Origin of the sequence: Streptococcus halitosis (genome assembly GCF_027691175.1) — a bacterium.
GTDB classification, from domain to species: Bacteria; Bacillota; Bacilli; order Lactobacillales; family Streptococcaceae; genus Streptococcus; species Streptococcus halitosis_A.
In genome coordinates this window covers 843,867-858,538 of record NZ_JAQFBD010000001.1, presented here as the reverse complement: position 1 = coordinate 858,538, position 14,672 = coordinate 843,867, and the positions used below count along the sequence as shown (strand labels likewise).

The 14,672-nt window shown below is 40.2% G+C and carries 16 protein-coding genes; 2 read left to right on the top strand and 14 right to left on the bottom strand.

Annotation, left to right across the window (positions count from 1 at the left end; translation table 11 throughout):
- Positions 1 to 3: 3 nt before the first annotated feature.
- The 7 genes from PG086_RS04200 to PG086_RS04170 form a co-directional block, all read right to left on the bottom strand.
- Positions 4 to 540 (bottom strand): F0F1 ATP synthase subunit delta, encoded by a 537-nt coding sequence (locus PG086_RS04200; protein ID WP_270747896.1) that lies wholly within the window; start codon positions 538 to 540, stop codon positions 4 to 6.
- Positions 540 to 1,034, bottom strand: a complete 495-nt coding sequence (atpF, locus tag PG086_RS04195; protein WP_000558551.1) for a F0F1 ATP synthase subunit B — start codon at positions 1,032 to 1,034, stop codon at positions 540 to 542. The genes PG086_RS04200 and atpF overlap by 1 nt, the downstream gene beginning before the upstream one ends.
- Before the next feature lie 13 nt (positions 1,035 to 1,047).
- Complete coding sequence (atpB, locus tag PG086_RS04190) at positions 1,048 to 1,761, bottom strand: F0F1 ATP synthase subunit A (RefSeq protein ID WP_000392856.1); 714 nt, start codon at positions 1,759 to 1,761, stop codon at positions 1,048 to 1,050.
- Positions 1,762 to 1,795: 34 nt separating this feature from the next.
- The gene (locus PG086_RS04185; RefSeq protein ID WP_001054552.1) at positions 1,796 to 1,996 is read right to left on the bottom strand and encodes a F0F1 ATP synthase subunit C; all 201 of its coding nucleotides are present in this window, start codon (positions 1,994 to 1,996) and stop codon (positions 1,796 to 1,798) included.
- A 231-nt stretch (positions 1,997 to 2,227) separates the two neighbouring features.
- Complete coding sequence (locus PG086_RS04180; protein ID WP_270747895.1) at positions 2,228 to 2,539, bottom strand: CHY zinc finger protein; 312 nt, start codon at positions 2,537 to 2,539, stop codon at positions 2,228 to 2,230.
- 14 nt (positions 2,540 to 2,553) lie between these two features.
- Positions 2,554 to 3,840, bottom strand: coding sequence for a peptidase U32 family protein (locus PG086_RS04175; RefSeq protein WP_000169122.1), 1,287 nt, complete (start codon positions 3,838 to 3,840; stop codon positions 2,554 to 2,556).
- 137 nt (positions 3,841 to 3,977) lie between these two features.
- Entirely contained in the window at positions 3,978 to 4,676 is a 699-nt protein-coding gene (locus tag PG086_RS04170; protein WP_000936177.1) for a GntR family transcriptional regulator, read from the bottom strand.
- A gap of 140 nt (positions 4,677 to 4,816) precedes the next feature.
- Here PG086_RS04170 and guaA point away from each other — a divergent pair, with 140 nt between their 5' ends.
- Entirely contained in the window at positions 4,817 to 6,379 is a 1,563-nt protein-coding gene (guaA, locus tag PG086_RS04165) for a glutamine-hydrolyzing GMP synthase (RefSeq protein WP_270747894.1), read from the top strand.
- Between the two features lie 73 nt (positions 6,380 to 6,452).
- Here guaA and ffh read toward each other — a convergent pair whose 3' ends face one another.
- From ffh to PG086_RS04145, 4 genes are all read right to left on the bottom strand, one after another.
- On the bottom strand, positions 6,453 to 8,024 hold the full coding sequence (gene ffh / locus PG086_RS04160; protein WP_084854124.1) for a signal recognition particle protein: 1,572 nt from the start codon (positions 8,022 to 8,024) through the stop codon (positions 6,453 to 6,455).
- A gap of 11 nt (positions 8,025 to 8,035) precedes the next feature.
- Positions 8,036 to 8,368 (bottom strand): putative DNA-binding protein, encoded by a 333-nt coding sequence (locus PG086_RS04155; RefSeq protein ID WP_000402068.1) that lies wholly within the window; start codon positions 8,366 to 8,368, stop codon positions 8,036 to 8,038.
- Between the two features lie 141 nt (positions 8,369 to 8,509).
- Positions 8,510 to 9,706, bottom strand: a complete 1,197-nt coding sequence (tuf, locus tag PG086_RS04150) for an elongation factor Tu (protein ID WP_001040717.1) — start codon at positions 9,704 to 9,706, stop codon at positions 8,510 to 8,512.
- Positions 9,707 to 9,933: 227 nt separating this feature from the next.
- Positions 9,934 to 11,043 carry an AI-2E family transporter gene (locus tag PG086_RS04145; protein ID WP_000489825.1) on the bottom strand — a complete coding sequence of 370 codons (1,110 nt, stop codon included), beginning with the start codon at positions 11,041 to 11,043 and terminating at the stop codon, positions 9,934 to 9,936.
- Between the two features lie 103 nt (positions 11,044 to 11,146).
- Here PG086_RS04145 and pbp3 point away from each other — a divergent pair, with 103 nt between their 5' ends.
- Positions 11,147 to 12,382: a D-alanyl-D-alanine carboxypeptidase PBP3 gene (gene pbp3, locus PG086_RS04140; protein WP_033584128.1), complete on the top strand. Its 1,236-nt coding sequence runs from the start codon at positions 11,147 to 11,149 to the stop codon at positions 12,380 to 12,382.
- Between the two features lie 34 nt (positions 12,383 to 12,416).
- On the opposite strand, the gene sdbB is transcribed toward pbp3, so the two are convergent.
- The 3 genes from sdbB to PG086_RS04125 all read right to left on the bottom strand — a co-directional run bounded on the left by sdbB (position 12,417) and on the right by PG086_RS04125 (position 14,668).
- Positions 12,417 to 12,962, bottom strand: a complete 546-nt coding sequence (gene sdbB / locus PG086_RS04135; protein WP_000755589.1) for a thiol-disulfide oxidoreductase-associated lipoprotein SdbB — start codon at positions 12,960 to 12,962, stop codon at positions 12,417 to 12,419.
- An 11-nt stretch (positions 12,963 to 12,973) separates the two neighbouring features.
- Positions 12,974 to 13,681: a thiol-disulfide oxidoreductase-associated membrane protein CcdA2 gene (gene ccdA2 / locus PG086_RS04130; RefSeq protein ID WP_270747893.1), complete on the bottom strand. Its 708-nt coding sequence runs from the start codon at positions 13,679 to 13,681 to the stop codon at positions 12,974 to 12,976.
- A gap of 126 nt (positions 13,682 to 13,807) precedes the next feature.
- The gene (locus PG086_RS04125; protein ID WP_270747892.1) at positions 13,808 to 14,668 is read right to left on the bottom strand and encodes a methionyl aminopeptidase; all 861 of its coding nucleotides are present in this window, start codon (positions 14,666 to 14,668) and stop codon (positions 13,808 to 13,810) included.
- Between the last annotated feature and the right edge of the window lie 4 nt (positions 14,669 to 14,672).

The window sequence follows — 14,672 nt, the reverse complement described above, 5'->3', positions numbered from 1 at the left end:
TTTCTATTTCAAATTTTCTTTAACAACTCGAAGTTGTTGTTTAATACTCACATCAATTGTCTTGTGATTAGCAAAAATGACAAAACCACCAATGAGTTCTTCATCAATTTGTTCTTTGACGCTCCGCACTTTCAGAGACATTTTTTTCTCTATCAATGGGAGCAGACGTTCCTTCTGTTCATCTGTTAAAGGATGAGCTGAAGAAATCGTGACTACAAAACGATTGGTCTCTTTTTCAAGGCGATTCAAACAATCTGCAATTACTTCATAAAAAAGGGTTGCTCTGTGATTGTAAACCAGAACTTGAATAAAGTTTTGCATTAAAGGTGACACAGAGTCTTGAAAGAAACGAACTGTTTTTTCCTTATCTGACTCATCAACTGCTACCTGAGCTAAGAAAGAAGGTAAGCCCGTTTCTTCTGCGACTTGCTTGATTTGATCCAAGTCTGAAAAAATCCGGTCCTCTTCTCCTTTTTCAATCACTAATTGGACAAAAGGCATGCTGTATTTTTCAATTACCTTTGCTTTTTTCTTGTCCATTAGGCTTCTCCTAGCTGATCGATATACTGATCAATGAGTTCCTTATGGGCATGACTGTCAAGGTTTTGTGAGATGATTTTTCCAGCTAGACTAACTGTCAAATCTGCCACCTCGCCCTTAACACTTTGTAAAGCCTCAGCTTTGTTTTGCGCAATTTCTTGGTTAGCTTTTTCTTTCAAGCGACCAGCTTCTAGCTTAGCTTCAGCCAAAATATCTGATTTACTCTTTTCAGCTGTCTCTTTAGCATTTTCAATGATAGTTTTAGCTTCACTACGACTACCTGCTAATTCATCTTCGCGCTTTTGAGCAAGAGTCTCTGCTTTTTGACGAGCTTGTTCAGCGCCATCAATATCAGCAGCAATCTTTTCAGCTCGTTCTTCAAAGATACTTGTCAAGTTTGACCACGCGTATTTTTTGACTAAGACGACCAAAAGGATAAAAGAGCCAGCGATTAAAATAAAGTTACCAATCAATTCACCTACTGTTACGTGCATCATTTACTCCTTTCTACTCTTCATCATTAATTTTATTTCCTAGATACATTGAAGACAAGACTGTGAATACATAAGCCTGAACACAAGAAATAAACACAGAGAATGCCGTCCAGACAAGATTGGTAACAAATGCAACTGGATACCAATAAAGAGCCTGATGAGAAAGAGTAATAAGCAAGCTTGCCATCACTTCTCCGGCAAAGATATTCCCGAACACCCGCAAAGCAAGTGATAGGAAATTCGTGACTTCTTCAAGGAGATTCATCGGTGTCATAAAACCTGGGGTTACAAAACCTTTTAAATATTTTTTAACACCACGGCGACGAATTCCTTCTATATGGGTCATCAGGATAATTCCAAATGACAAAGCCAAGTCAAACTGGAGATTTGCAGTTGGCGATGTCCAAAGGTTTGTCCCATCTGTAGTTTGAAGTTTCGCCATCAAACCAAGATTGTTTGCGATAACCATAAAAAGAAATAAACACAAGTAAAAGAGTGAGTAATCTTTCATGTACCGAGAACCTACGTTGGGTTCTGTAAATCCGACTACAAAGTCATAGAGATACTCTAGTACATTTTGCTTTCCTTTGGGCTTCACAGTCATATTACGACTTGCCCAATAGATAAAGCCAAAAATCAGTGCCACAGACAACAAAGTCAATGCTGTCAAGGTTAAATCAAAGGTAACAGGACCAATATTGATGGTTGGATTGATACTTTCTTCCATCTAGAATCCTCCCTTTTCCATTTTATACTTCTCTTTATTTGATGATAAATGAAAATACGAGAGTTACAAAGAATGTTCCTTCGATAAAGGCAATCCCCATGATCATCAAACTACGCAATTGTGGGATGATGTCTGGTTGGCGAGCTGCAGACTTGAACAAACCGTTCATCAAAAATCCTTCTGCAAGAGATACACCCATACAGGCAAGACATAGACCGAAAAATGTTAAATTCATGATGAATTCTCCTTTTATTTAAAATTTACTTACTTAGTTTAGTCCTAAAATTTGTTTTTGTCAACTTTTTACTTACGTTGGAAGCGTTTCAGATGATTTATTTCTATTTTTGCTATTTTTATACCACTGTATAGATAAGTTTTTCATTTTATGATGAAATGTGTCTCCACTTTTTCTATATTTTCCGAAATAAATTGAAAAATCCAAGTTTAGAACTTGGATAGATCCATTTTATCTGAAATAGTAGGAATAGTGTTGTTTACACCCTGGATTAAATGGAGATTTGCAATGAGGACAGGATATCTGCTTTTGATATTCTTGAAATGTTATTGTCCTCTTACAAGCCCCACATAAAATCGGTCGATCCTCCTCAAGCGTCAAGGGGTAAGGTGAAAGCACATGCGTTTCTATAGCATTGTGGCACTGATAGCAAGCATAATATTTTTTACACTCATAGCACTGAAGAGAAACGATGTCCTTTTCGTTATGATAATGAATACATCTACTCTCATCATCAACTAACAATCCTTGCGCTTGAATCATTCACTTTTCCTTATCTAGGCACGAACTGTGACGCTGGTTCCATCTTCCTTATAGAGATTGATAAGACCTTCCTTGAGAGCGCGGACCATGTCCCCTGCTTGAACAGGTTGTGGAACCTTAATAGTCAATAGTTCCATTGGATTTGGAGCACGGTCGATTTTATTGCCCTTGGCATCATGAAGGTCTTCGATATAAGTCTCAAAATGACGGAAACCTGGTCCATAAAACTCGACTTGATCTCCTTCGTTGATGACATTCCGTTGACGAATGGTTGCTGTCTGAGTTGCTTCATCATAAGCTACCACTTCAGCAACAAACTTGTATTCAGGGATTTTACGACGTGCACCAAACAACTGTTCATTTTCTGTAGGTGTACTATAATAGAAACCTGTTGCCAATTCACGTTGGGCAACCTTCCACATCTCATCTACCAGGTCCTGTTTGATAGCTTCAAATTTTTCTGGGCTTTCAAGGTAAGCATCCACAGCCGCCTTGTAACAGTTGGTTACTGTTGAAACATAGTGGATTGACTTCATACGACCTTCAATTTTTAGACTATCTACACCATTTTCAATCATATCTGGGATATGGTCAATCATAGACATATCAACGGCTGACATTGAAAATTCTTCTGGAATTTCACCTTTCAGACTCTTACGTTCTTGACCAAAAGGCATGTCGTAAAGGTCGTATTTCCAACGGCAAGACTGTGAACACCCCCCACGGTTGGCATCGCGCATACTCATGTGATTTGAGAGCGTACAGCGTCCTGAGTAGGAAATACACATAGCTCCATGGACAAAGGCCTCAATTTCTACATCAGTACGTTTGCGAATCTCTGCCAATTCTGCCATTGAAACTTCACGGGCCAAAACTACGCGAGTTAAACCAAGCTCTTTCCAGAACTCAAGAGTTTCATAGTTCGTCGCACTGGCTTGAGTAGAGAGGTGAATTTCAAGACCTGGTGCTTCTGTTGCTGCAATCATGATCAAGGCCGGATCTGACACGATAACTGCCGCAATCCCAATGTCTCGCAACTTACGGAACCACTCGCCAGCCCCAGCTTCGTTTCCTTCGTGCATAACCATGTTGGCAGCTACATAGACCTTGGCACCATACTTGGCAGCGAACTGCACGCCTTCTTCCATCTGTTCAAAAGTGAAGTTTCCTGCACGGCTACGAAGACCATAAGCTTGTCCACCTATAAAAACAGCATCAGCTCCATACCGAACAGCCACTTTTAGCTTCTCTAAAGTCCCTGCAGGCGATAAAACCTCAGGACGTTTTAATGTTTTTGTCATTTTTTCTCCTATTTGCAATATAAAAGTTTGACGTTTTTCCTTCTCATTTTATAGTAAATAAAGGATAAAATCAAGCCCAGATAGATTGTTTTGACAATTCTAATCTTTTAAGAAAACAAAAAACTAGCCTTTCTAAACTAGTTATTTTCAAGATAAAATTCAAAGCGTTCACCCACGTATTGACTCTTTACATATTCGAAAGCTGTCCCATCTTCAAGATAAGAAACCTGAGTCAAAGCTAAAATGGCATGCCCCTTTTCAACTTCCAGATAGTGAGCAATCTTTTCCTTAGCCAATCTCGCATAAATAGTCTGTTGGGATTTGCCAATATGGTAGCCATGTTGCTGCAAGGTTTGAAAGAAGTGACTGGTGATTTCTTCTTTTTTGAAATCCTTAATGAATTTCTCAGGAATGGATGCGACTTCATAGACTAGCGGAACTTGGTCAGCGTAACGCACCCGTTCCATGCGGATAATATTCTCTGTTGGAGTAATCCCCAGCTTTGCGACCTCTTGCTCATTTGGAATGGTTCTTCTGTAAGAAATGAGTTGGCTGGAAGGTACTTTCCCCTGAGATTTGACAATCTCCGTAAAACTGGTTGTCCCCCGCATTTTTTCTTGGACACGAGTGCTAGAGACAAAAGTCCCACTTCCTACACGACGCTCCAAAACTCCTTCCTCAACCAAGAGAGAGATAGCCTGGCGTAATGTCATCCGGCTAACTTGAAACTGTTCAGCTAAATCTCGCTCACTTGGAAGTCTCTCACCAATTTTCCAATGATGCTCATCTATATCCTTTTTGATCTGATCGTGGATTTTCATATAAGCTGGTAACATGATTCTCACTTCTTTTCTTTATTTTCTCCATTGTACCGTATTTGCTAAGAAAAAGTCAAACTTTGCCTTGTTTAGTTGGTAATTCGCCCCTATTTGTGATAGAATATTGAAAAAGATATTTCTTTTGAGAAAGGAAAAAGATGAGCAACATTTCAACTGATTTGCAAGATGTCGAAAAAATCATCGTACTGGACTATGGTAGCCAATACAACCAGCTGATTTCACGCCGTATTCGTGAAATTGGTGTTTTTTCTGAGCTAAAAAGTCACAAAATCTCAGCTGCAGAGGTTCGTGCGATTAACCCTGTAGGGATCATCCTCTCTGGTGGACCAAACTCTGTATACGAAGATGGTTCATTTGATATTGACCCAGAAATTTTTGAACTTGGCATTCCAATTTTAGGAATCTGCTATGGTATGCAACTTTTAACTCATAAACTTGGAGGAAAAGTTGTCCCTGCAGGTGATGCTGGTAACCGTGAGTATGGCCAATCACCACTTACCCATACCATTTCTGCCCTCTTTGAAGGAACTCCTGAAGAACAGATTGTTTTGATGAGCCATGGCGATGCTGTTACAGAGATTCCAGCCGATTTTGTTCGTACTGGAACTTCTGCTGACTGTCCTTATGCAGCTATTGAAAACCCAGAAAAGCACATTTATGGTATCCAATTCCACCCAGAAGTGCGCCATTCTGTATATGGGAATGATATCCTTCGTAACTTTGCCCTTAACATCTGTAAAGCTAAGGGCGACTGGTCAATGGACAACTTTATTGATATGCAGATCAAGAAAATCCGTGAAACTGTAGGCGACAAGCGTGTTCTTCTCGGTCTATCAGGTGGTGTTGACTCTTCTGTTGTTGGAGTTCTTCTCCAAAAAGCAATCGGTGATCAATTGATCTGTATCTTTGTAGATCACGGTCTTCTCCGTAAAGGAGAAGCTGACCAAGTTATGGACATGCTTGGTGGTAAGTTTGGTTTGAACATTGTCAAAGCTGACGCTTCTAAACGTTTCCTTGACAAACTTGCAGGTGTTTCTGACCCTGAGCAAAAACGTAAAATCATCGGTAATGAGTTTGTTTATGTCTTCGATGACGAAGCAAGCAAGCTAAAAGATGTAAAATTCCTTGCTCAGGGAACGCTTTATACTGACGTAATTGAGTCTGGTACAGATACTGCTCAAACCATCAAATCACACCACAATGTTGGTGGTCTTCCAGAAGACATGCAATTTGAATTGATTGAACCATTGAACACTCTTTATAAAGACGAAGTCCGTGCCCTCGGTACAGAGCTTGGTATGCCAGACCACATCGTATGGCGCCAACCATTCCCAGGACCAGGACTTGCTATCCGTGTCATGGGTGAAATCACTGAAGAAAAACTAGAAACTGTTCGTGAGTCTGATGCTATCCTGCGTGAAGAAATCGCTAAAGCTGGTCTTGACCGCGATATCTGGCAATACTTCACTGTCAACACAGGCGTTCGTTCAGTTGGTGTTATGGGTGATGGTCGTACTTATGACTACACAATCGCCATTCGTGCAATCACTTCTATCGATGGTATGACAGCAGACTTTGCCAAAATTCCTTGGGAAGTCCTTCAAAAGATTTCCGTACGAATCGTAAATGAAGTGGATCACGTTAACCGTATCGTCTACGATATTACAAGTAAACCACCTGCAACTGTAGAGTGGGAATAAACCAATCAAACACAAAAGAACTCTGAATCGGATTCAGAGTTCTTTTTTAGGTAAGCACTTCTACTTTCCTTTTTTATTTACGTTTTTTCTTCGCTTTTTTCATTTTGTTGGCCATACGTTTCATAGACTGTTTCATGGCAAATTCACCGATTTTACCTTTGAGACCTCCACCAAACATCTGGCTCATATCTGGCATGCCTGCGCCTCCGAGACCTGACATATCTGGCATTCCACCTTGTCCCATCATGCCTTCGAGGGCAGACATATCCATTCCTCCCATATTTGGCATATTTTTTGGAAGGTTGTTTGGATTGATTCCCATTTGCTTCATCATTTTGTTCATATCTCCAGACATGACACCTTGCATGAGCTGTTTAGCCTGGTTAAAGTCCTTGATAAATTTATTGACTTCGACAAAGGTATTTCCAGAACCAGCAGCGATACGGCGGCGACGACTTGGATTTAACAAATCAGGATTTTCGCGCTCTTCAGGCGTCATGGAAGATACAATGGCGCGTTTTCGCGCAATCTGGCGCTCATCCACCTTCATATTTTGAAGGGCTGGATTGTTAGCCATACCTGGGATCATCTTGAGCAAGTCTTCCATTGGTCCCATGTTTTGCACCTGATCCAATTGATCAATGAAATCATTGAAATCAAAGGTGTTTTCACGCATCTTCTCAGCCATTTCAAGGGCTTTTTGCTCATCGTATTCCTGAGAAGCTTTCTCAATCAGAGTGAGCATATCCCCCATGCCAAGGATACGACTAGACATACGGTCTGGGTGGAAGGTTTCAATATCTGTAATCTTTTCACCTGTACCAGTGAACTTGATTGGTTTACCAGTGATGTGACGAACAGACAAAGCCGCACCACCACGAGTATCCCCATCAATCTTGGTAAGGATGACCCCAGTTACTTCTAACTGAGCATTGAACTCACGGGCAACATTAGCCGCTTCCTGACCAATCATGGCGTCCACTACGAGTAGAATTTCGTTTGGTTGGGCCAATGCTTTTACGTCACGAAGCTCATTCATTAGGAGCTCATCAATCTGTAAACGACCTGCCGTATCGATCAAGACATAGTCGTTATGATTGACTTGTGCTTGCTCCAAACCTTGACGAACAATCTCAACAGCTGGAACCTCTGTCCCAAGCGCGAAGACAGGAACATCAATCTGTTGCCCCAAGGTCTTAAGCTGATCAATGGCAGCTGGACGATAGATATCCGCTGCAATCATCAATGGACGGGCGTTTTCTTCCTTCTTGAGTTTGTTAGCCAATTTACCGGCAAAGGTTGTTTTACCAGCCCCCTGCAAACCGACCATCATGATAATAGTTGGAATTTTGGGTGACTTGATAATTTCTGCCGTATCAGAACCTAAAACAGCTGTCAGTTCCTCATCAACGATTTTGATAATCTGTTGTGCAGGATTAAGGGTATCAATGACGTCGTGCCCTACTGCACGCTCACGAACCTTCTTGATAAAATCCTTTACAACAGGCAAGGCAACGTCAGCTTCCAGCAAGGCCAAACGAATCTCTTTGGTTGCTTCTTGGACATCAGCCTCAGAAATTTTTCCCTTTTTACGTAGATTTTTAAAGACGTTCTGCAAACGTTCTGTTAAACTTTCAAATGCCATTTTTCTTCCTCTTATTCTCTATTATCAATGCTTGTTAAAACTTCTATCTGCTCCTGCAGAAAGTCATCCTTAGGATAACGCTCCAAGATCTGGTCAAAAATCTGACTGCGGACAATGTAGTCCGAATACATGTGCAATTTCATCTCATAATCTTCTAGAATCTTTTCCGTCCGCTTGATATTATCATAGACAGCCTGACGACTAACACCGAACTCTTCAGCAATCTCAGCAAGACTGTAGTCATCAGCATAGTAGAGTTCAATATAGTTCATCTGCTTGTCTGTCAAAAGCGCAGCATAAAATTCAAAAAGCGCATTCATACGATTGGTTTTTTCGATTTCCATAACCTTTATTATACCAAAAAAACGATTATACTGCTAGAGTAGAAGCACTTCAAATAGAGTAAGAAGAAAAAAAGAACCTTGCAAGGCAAGATTCTTTTAGTGTCTGACTTAAATAATTGTTCTTCTGGGAACTAAATCGAATTAAGCTTCGATTTCTGTAACCATACCTGAACCAACAGTACGTCCACCCTCACGGATAGAGAATGTAGTACCTTGTTCTACGGCGATTGGGTGGATCAACTCAACGTCGATAGTCACGTTATCACCAGGCATTACCATTTCAGTACCTGCTGGAAGTTCGATTGAACCTGTAACGTCAGTAGTACGGAAGTAGAATTGTGGGCGGTAGTTGTTGAAGAATGGAGTGTGACGTCCACCTTCTTCTTTAGTAAGGATGTAGACTTCACCTTTGAATTTAGTGTGTGGGTTGATTGAACCTGGTTTAGCGATAACTTGTCCACGTTCGATTTCGTCACGTTGAATACCACGAAGAAGGACACCTACGTTATCTCCGGCAAGACCTTCATCAAGTTGTTTACGGAACATTTCAACACCAGTAACAACTGCTTTTTGAGTTTCGTCTTTGATACCAACGATTTCGATTTCGTCGTTGACACGAACAGTACCACGGTCGATACGTCCTGAAGCAACAGTACCACGTCCAGTGATTGAGAATACGTCTTCGACTGGGAGAAGCAATGGTTTATCTGTATCACGTTCTGGTTCTGGGATGTACTCATCAACAGTATCCATCAATTCCATGATGATATCTTCGTATTTAGTATCACCTTCAAGTGCTTTAAGAGCTGAACCTTGGATAACTGGAAGATCGTCACCTGGGAAGTCGTATTCTGACAAGAGGTCACGGATTTCCATTTCAACCAATTCAAGCAATTCTTCGTCGTCTACCAAGTCAACTTTGTTCATGAAGACGATAAGGTGTTTAACACCAACTTGACGTGAAAGAAGGATGTGTTCACGAGTTTGTGGCATTGGTCCGTCAGTTGAAGCTACTACAAGGATAGCTCCGTCCATTTGAGCGGCACCAGTGATCATGTTTTTAACGTAGTCCGCGTGTCCTGGAGCGTCGATGTGAGCATAGTGACGTTTTGCAGTTTCATACTCAACGTGCGCAGTGTTGATAGTGATACCGCGTTCGCGTTCTTCTGGAGCAGCATCGATAGACGCATAGTCTTTAGGTTGGTTAACTGCTGAAGGCAAGCGACGTGCCAAAACAGTTGTGATAGCTGCAGTCAAAGTAGTTTTACCGTGGTCAACGTGTCCGATAGTACCAATGTTAACGTGTGGTTTACTACGATCGTATTTTTCTTTTGCCATTTGAGTAAAAGCCTCCAATAAAATATATTTTATAGATAGACAGTAGGCAATACAGTCTAACTTTCCTTACTATTTTATCAAATTTCTGCTAAATTGCAAGTGTTTTACACATATTTTGTGAATTAATCTGAATCTTACAAAGTGCTGTTCTTCTGCTTCTTTATACAATTCAAGCTTATTTCATTCTAGCAGTATTATGCTCACAAAAAAATCAGGTTTCCCTGATTCTAAATGGATTCTGATTTTTCCAGTTCTTTAGCTTCCTTATGATTTTCATATAATTTTGCCAAGAACTTAGTGATTTCTTTGAGAATAGAGTAGGTTGGTACTGCTACAATCATCCCTATGACGCCGTAGATATTACTTGACAATAAGAGAAGTACCAAAATCGTAATCGGGTGTACTTTCATAACCCCTCCAACGATACGTGGATAGAGAACATTTCCATCAATCTGCTGAATAATAAGCATATAGGCAACCGCAATCAGCATACGATGAGGATCCGTGAATACATTCGCAATCACCATCGGAATCAAGCCAATACTTGGACCAACATAAGGAATCAAATTTGCGATTCCAGAGAAAATAGCAAAAACAAGAGCGTACTTTAATCCGATAACGCTATAACCAATATAGGCTAAACATCCAATAATAACCGCATCAATCGCAATTCCGCTGATATAACGTGCTATGGTTGTATTGAGATTGGTTAAAAGGCTAGAAAGATTTAATTTATCATGTTTTAAGACAGTTCGTTCCAACATGGGCAGCAACTTATGTCCATCTAACAAGAAATAAATCAAGAAGACGGGGGTCATAATGAGAATCAAAACCGTGCTAAACAAGGCTGAAAGGACGCTTCCTAAACTGTTGCTGACGCTATTAAGAATATTCTGTAGGATATCCACATAGGAGAGATTTAACTGTTGAATTGTTTGTTGAATATCGATATTCTGGAAAATAGGGTTCATCGACAAATCAATAACCAAATCTTGCAATCTACTATAGATGTTTTGACTAGAAATAATCAAGCTAGTCAACTGATTAATCAGAATCGGCAAGAGATAGACGACCCCTACAACGATGGCACCAATTAAAGCACAAAGAGTGACCAAGACACCAATTAGACGATTAATCTTACATCTCTTTTCCAAAAAGGTAACGATTGGATTGGTAATGTAGTAAAAAAATCCACCTAACAAAAATGGAATCATGATGGTATTAACAACCGTCACGAAAGGAGTAATAATCGCTCCCATCTCTCTCCAAAGATAGAAAATCAGTGTTAATAATAAAATTTCAGCTGTCCAAAAAAATAATTTGTTTCTACGGAACATAGGCATCCTCCTCTATTTATTTTATCATATTTCTTCAAAAGATAAGTTGGCTTTAGTATAAAAGCGAGAATATTTTTTTTCTTTATGATAAAATAAAGCTAATATGAAAAAAATAATTCTATCTTTTATAACACTTTTTGTTTTTGGAACAGTTTCTACTGTTTCTGCTCAGGAGTTTGATGTTGCTGCTAAACATGCCATTGCTGTCGAGGCTACAACTGGAAAAATCCTCTACGAGAAAGATGCAAATCAGCCTGTAGAAATTGCTTCTATTACCAAACTTGTTACAGTCTATTTGGTCTATGAGGCCTTGGAACAAGGAACCATCAGCCTATCTACACCTGTCGATATTTCGGACTACCCTTACAAACTTACAACCAATTCTGAGGCGAGTAACGTCCCTATGGAAGCTCGAAATTATACTGTTGAACAATTATTAGAGGCTACAATGGTATCCAGTGCAAACAGTGCTGCGATTGCGCTAGCAGAAAAAATTGCTGGTTCTGAGAAAGATTTCGTTGATAAAATGAGGGCTAAACTTCTTGAATGGGGAATTCAAGATGCAACTATTGTAAATACAACTGGTTTAAATAATGAGACCCTTGGTGATAATATCTATCCCGGTTCTAAAAAAGATGATGAAAACAAGTTGAGTGCCTACGACGTTGCAATAGTCGCTCGTAACCTCATCCGAGATTATCCTCAAGTTTTGGAAATCACCAAAAAGCCAACTTCTACTTTTGCTGGACTTGAAATCCACTCAACCAACTATATGTTGGAAGGAATGCCAGCCTATCGTGGTGGTGTCGACGGTTTGAAAACAGGTACTACCGACAAAGCTGGTGCTTCTTTCGTTGGAACAACCGTTGAAAAAGGGATGCGTATTATTACGGTTGTTTTAAATGCGGACCAGCAAGATAGCAACCCTTATGCACGTTTTACTGCAACTTCTTCACTTTTAGATTATGTTTCTGCAAACTTTGCTTTAAAAACTGTCGTTCAGAAAGGCGAAACCTATAAAGATAGCAAAGTGACAGTCCTTGATGGGAAAGAAGATAAGGTAGCTGCAATTGCTAAGTCAGATATTGCAATCGTCCAACGAGTTGGAAGTGAAACAACATCAGCTCTTCAATTCACACCAAAATCAGAAATAGCCCCACTGGAAGAAGGCAAGGTTGTCGGTACTCTAACCTATGACGATCAGGATTTGGTCGGTCAAGGTTATCTCACTTCTGAAAAACCTTCTTTTGAAATGGTCGCTGAAAAGAAAGTAGAAAAAGCCTTCTTTTTGAAGGTTTGGTGGAATCAATTTATCCGCTTTATCAATGAGAAACTATAAAAAAATCGCGAAGAATCGCGATTTTTTCTTTATTTCATTTCATCTCTTTAAAAGCTGCTTCCGCATCCGCATTGCTAATAGCACCGAACTGAATTTTCCCGATTTTACCTTGACTGTCAATCAAGTATTCCGTTGGAATACTACGAATTTGGTAGGCTTGAAAGGCAGTTGCTTGGGTATCATACAAGACTGGTATATCCTTATACCCTTGCTCTTGAAACCATTTTGGAAAGTCTTGAACTGTTTTTTCACCTTGTAGACCTGGTGCAATGACACTCAAGATTTCAAAGTCTCGATCTTGTTTGGCAGCTAATTCCATCAGCTCAGGCATGCTTTTTTTACATGGTCCACACCAAGAAGCCCAGAATTTCAAATAGACCTTTTTCCCTTTGTAGTCTGATAACTTGACTTCTTTACCATCCATAGACTGTAAGGTGAAGTCTGGTGCATCTTTACCGACTGCGATTTGTTGTACAGCAGGTTGTTTTGGACTGCTTGTCTGTTTAGTTTCTTTTTCACCACAGGCAATCAACAAGAATAGAGACATGAGGCTCAATCCAGCAAAAATAACTTTTTTCATTTTTTCTCCTTTTATCCAAGAATTCCTGACAAGGCATTTAACTGCCCTAGCATTAATAATAATCCCATCAAAATAATCAAGGCTCCCCCAATTTTCTTTAGTAGGATCATATAGGGTTTTAATTTACTAAAATAGGGCATGATCCAGCCCGAAGCTAAGGCCAAAACAAGGAAAGGAAGAGCCATCCCCAATGTGTATACTAATGTTAACACGGCTCCTTGCCAAGCACCATTCCCTCCTGAAGCCGCTAGAGCTAAGACCGAACTTAAAACTGGTCCGATACAAGGAGTCCAGCCAAAACTAAAGGTTATCCCAAGTAAAAAGGCTGATAGATAGTGATTTGACTTTGATTGTTTGAAGGTGACTGTCTTTTGAACTTCCAGTTTACTGAAATGCAAGATTTCCATCTGGTGAAGCCCTAAAAGAATAATGACTGTCCCCATAGCATAACGAAACCAGTCTGCATAGAGCATGTGCCCTAGGAATCCAGCTCCAAATCCTAAAATAAAGAAAATGAGGGAGATTCCTGCAATAAAGCACAAGGTCCGAATTAAACCCGACCATGCAACGTCTCTTCCAAAAAAGCGAAAACTTTTCGAATTTCCCTGATCATCCAGTAAAATACCAGCATAGACAGGTAGCAAAGGAAAGATACAGGGTGAAAAGAAGGACAGGATACCTGCTAAAAAAACGGATACTAGAAATATAATCGACTCCAACGAATTACCTACTTTCTCAAAATTCTAATCCTATTTTACTACAAAAGAATAAATTTGTAAGAAGTCTGCTACGCTTATTTATTTTGACTAAAGTTGACACAAAAAAAGGAGCTAAGCTCCTTTATTTTAATACGTTCCTTCTTCACCTTGACTAGTCAAGATAACTGGACCGTCTTTGGTAATCACGAATTGATGTTCATATTGGCAAGATAGGCCACCATCTATAGTCTTATGAGCCCAGCCAGTCTTCATATCTGTATCAATTTCCCAGTCACCAGTATTGATCATGGGTTCAATGGTTAGTACCATTCCTTCACGGAGACGGAGTCCACGGCCTGCAATACCATAGTTAGGAACCATTGGCTCTTCATGCATAGTGGGACCAACACCGTGTCCAACCAAATCACGTACGACACCGTAACCGCGACTTTCAGCGTATTCTTGAATGGCTGCACCGATATCACCGATACGATTGCCAACAACCGCTTTCTCAATCCCTATATACATAGCTTCCTTGGTCACGTCCATCAAGTTTTTCACTTCTTCAGACGGTGTACCAATCGCATAAGCCCAACATGAGTCTGCTAAACCACCAGTATAGCTTTGGGTGTATTTTTTCATCTGTTCAACATTGTTGAAGTTAAGTTTAGATACATTGAGGTCGGATTTGGCAATCGGACCACCCAGTACCATGTCAACCTTGAGCAAATCGCCATCTTTCAAGATGTAATGACGTGGAAAAGCATGAGCAACTTCGTCGTTGAGAGAGCAACAAGTAGCATAGGGATAATCCATAACTGCGCCATCCACGCCAATCTGTAGAGGAAGGAAATTCTCTTCTTTACAACGTCGACGAACGTACTCTTCAACTTCCCACATATCTACGCCTGGCTTAATCAAATCACGTAAGCCGATATGGATACTTGCTAGGAAATCGCCAGCCTTGTCCATGGCTTCGATTTCACGTGCTGATTTTAGAGTTATCATTTTT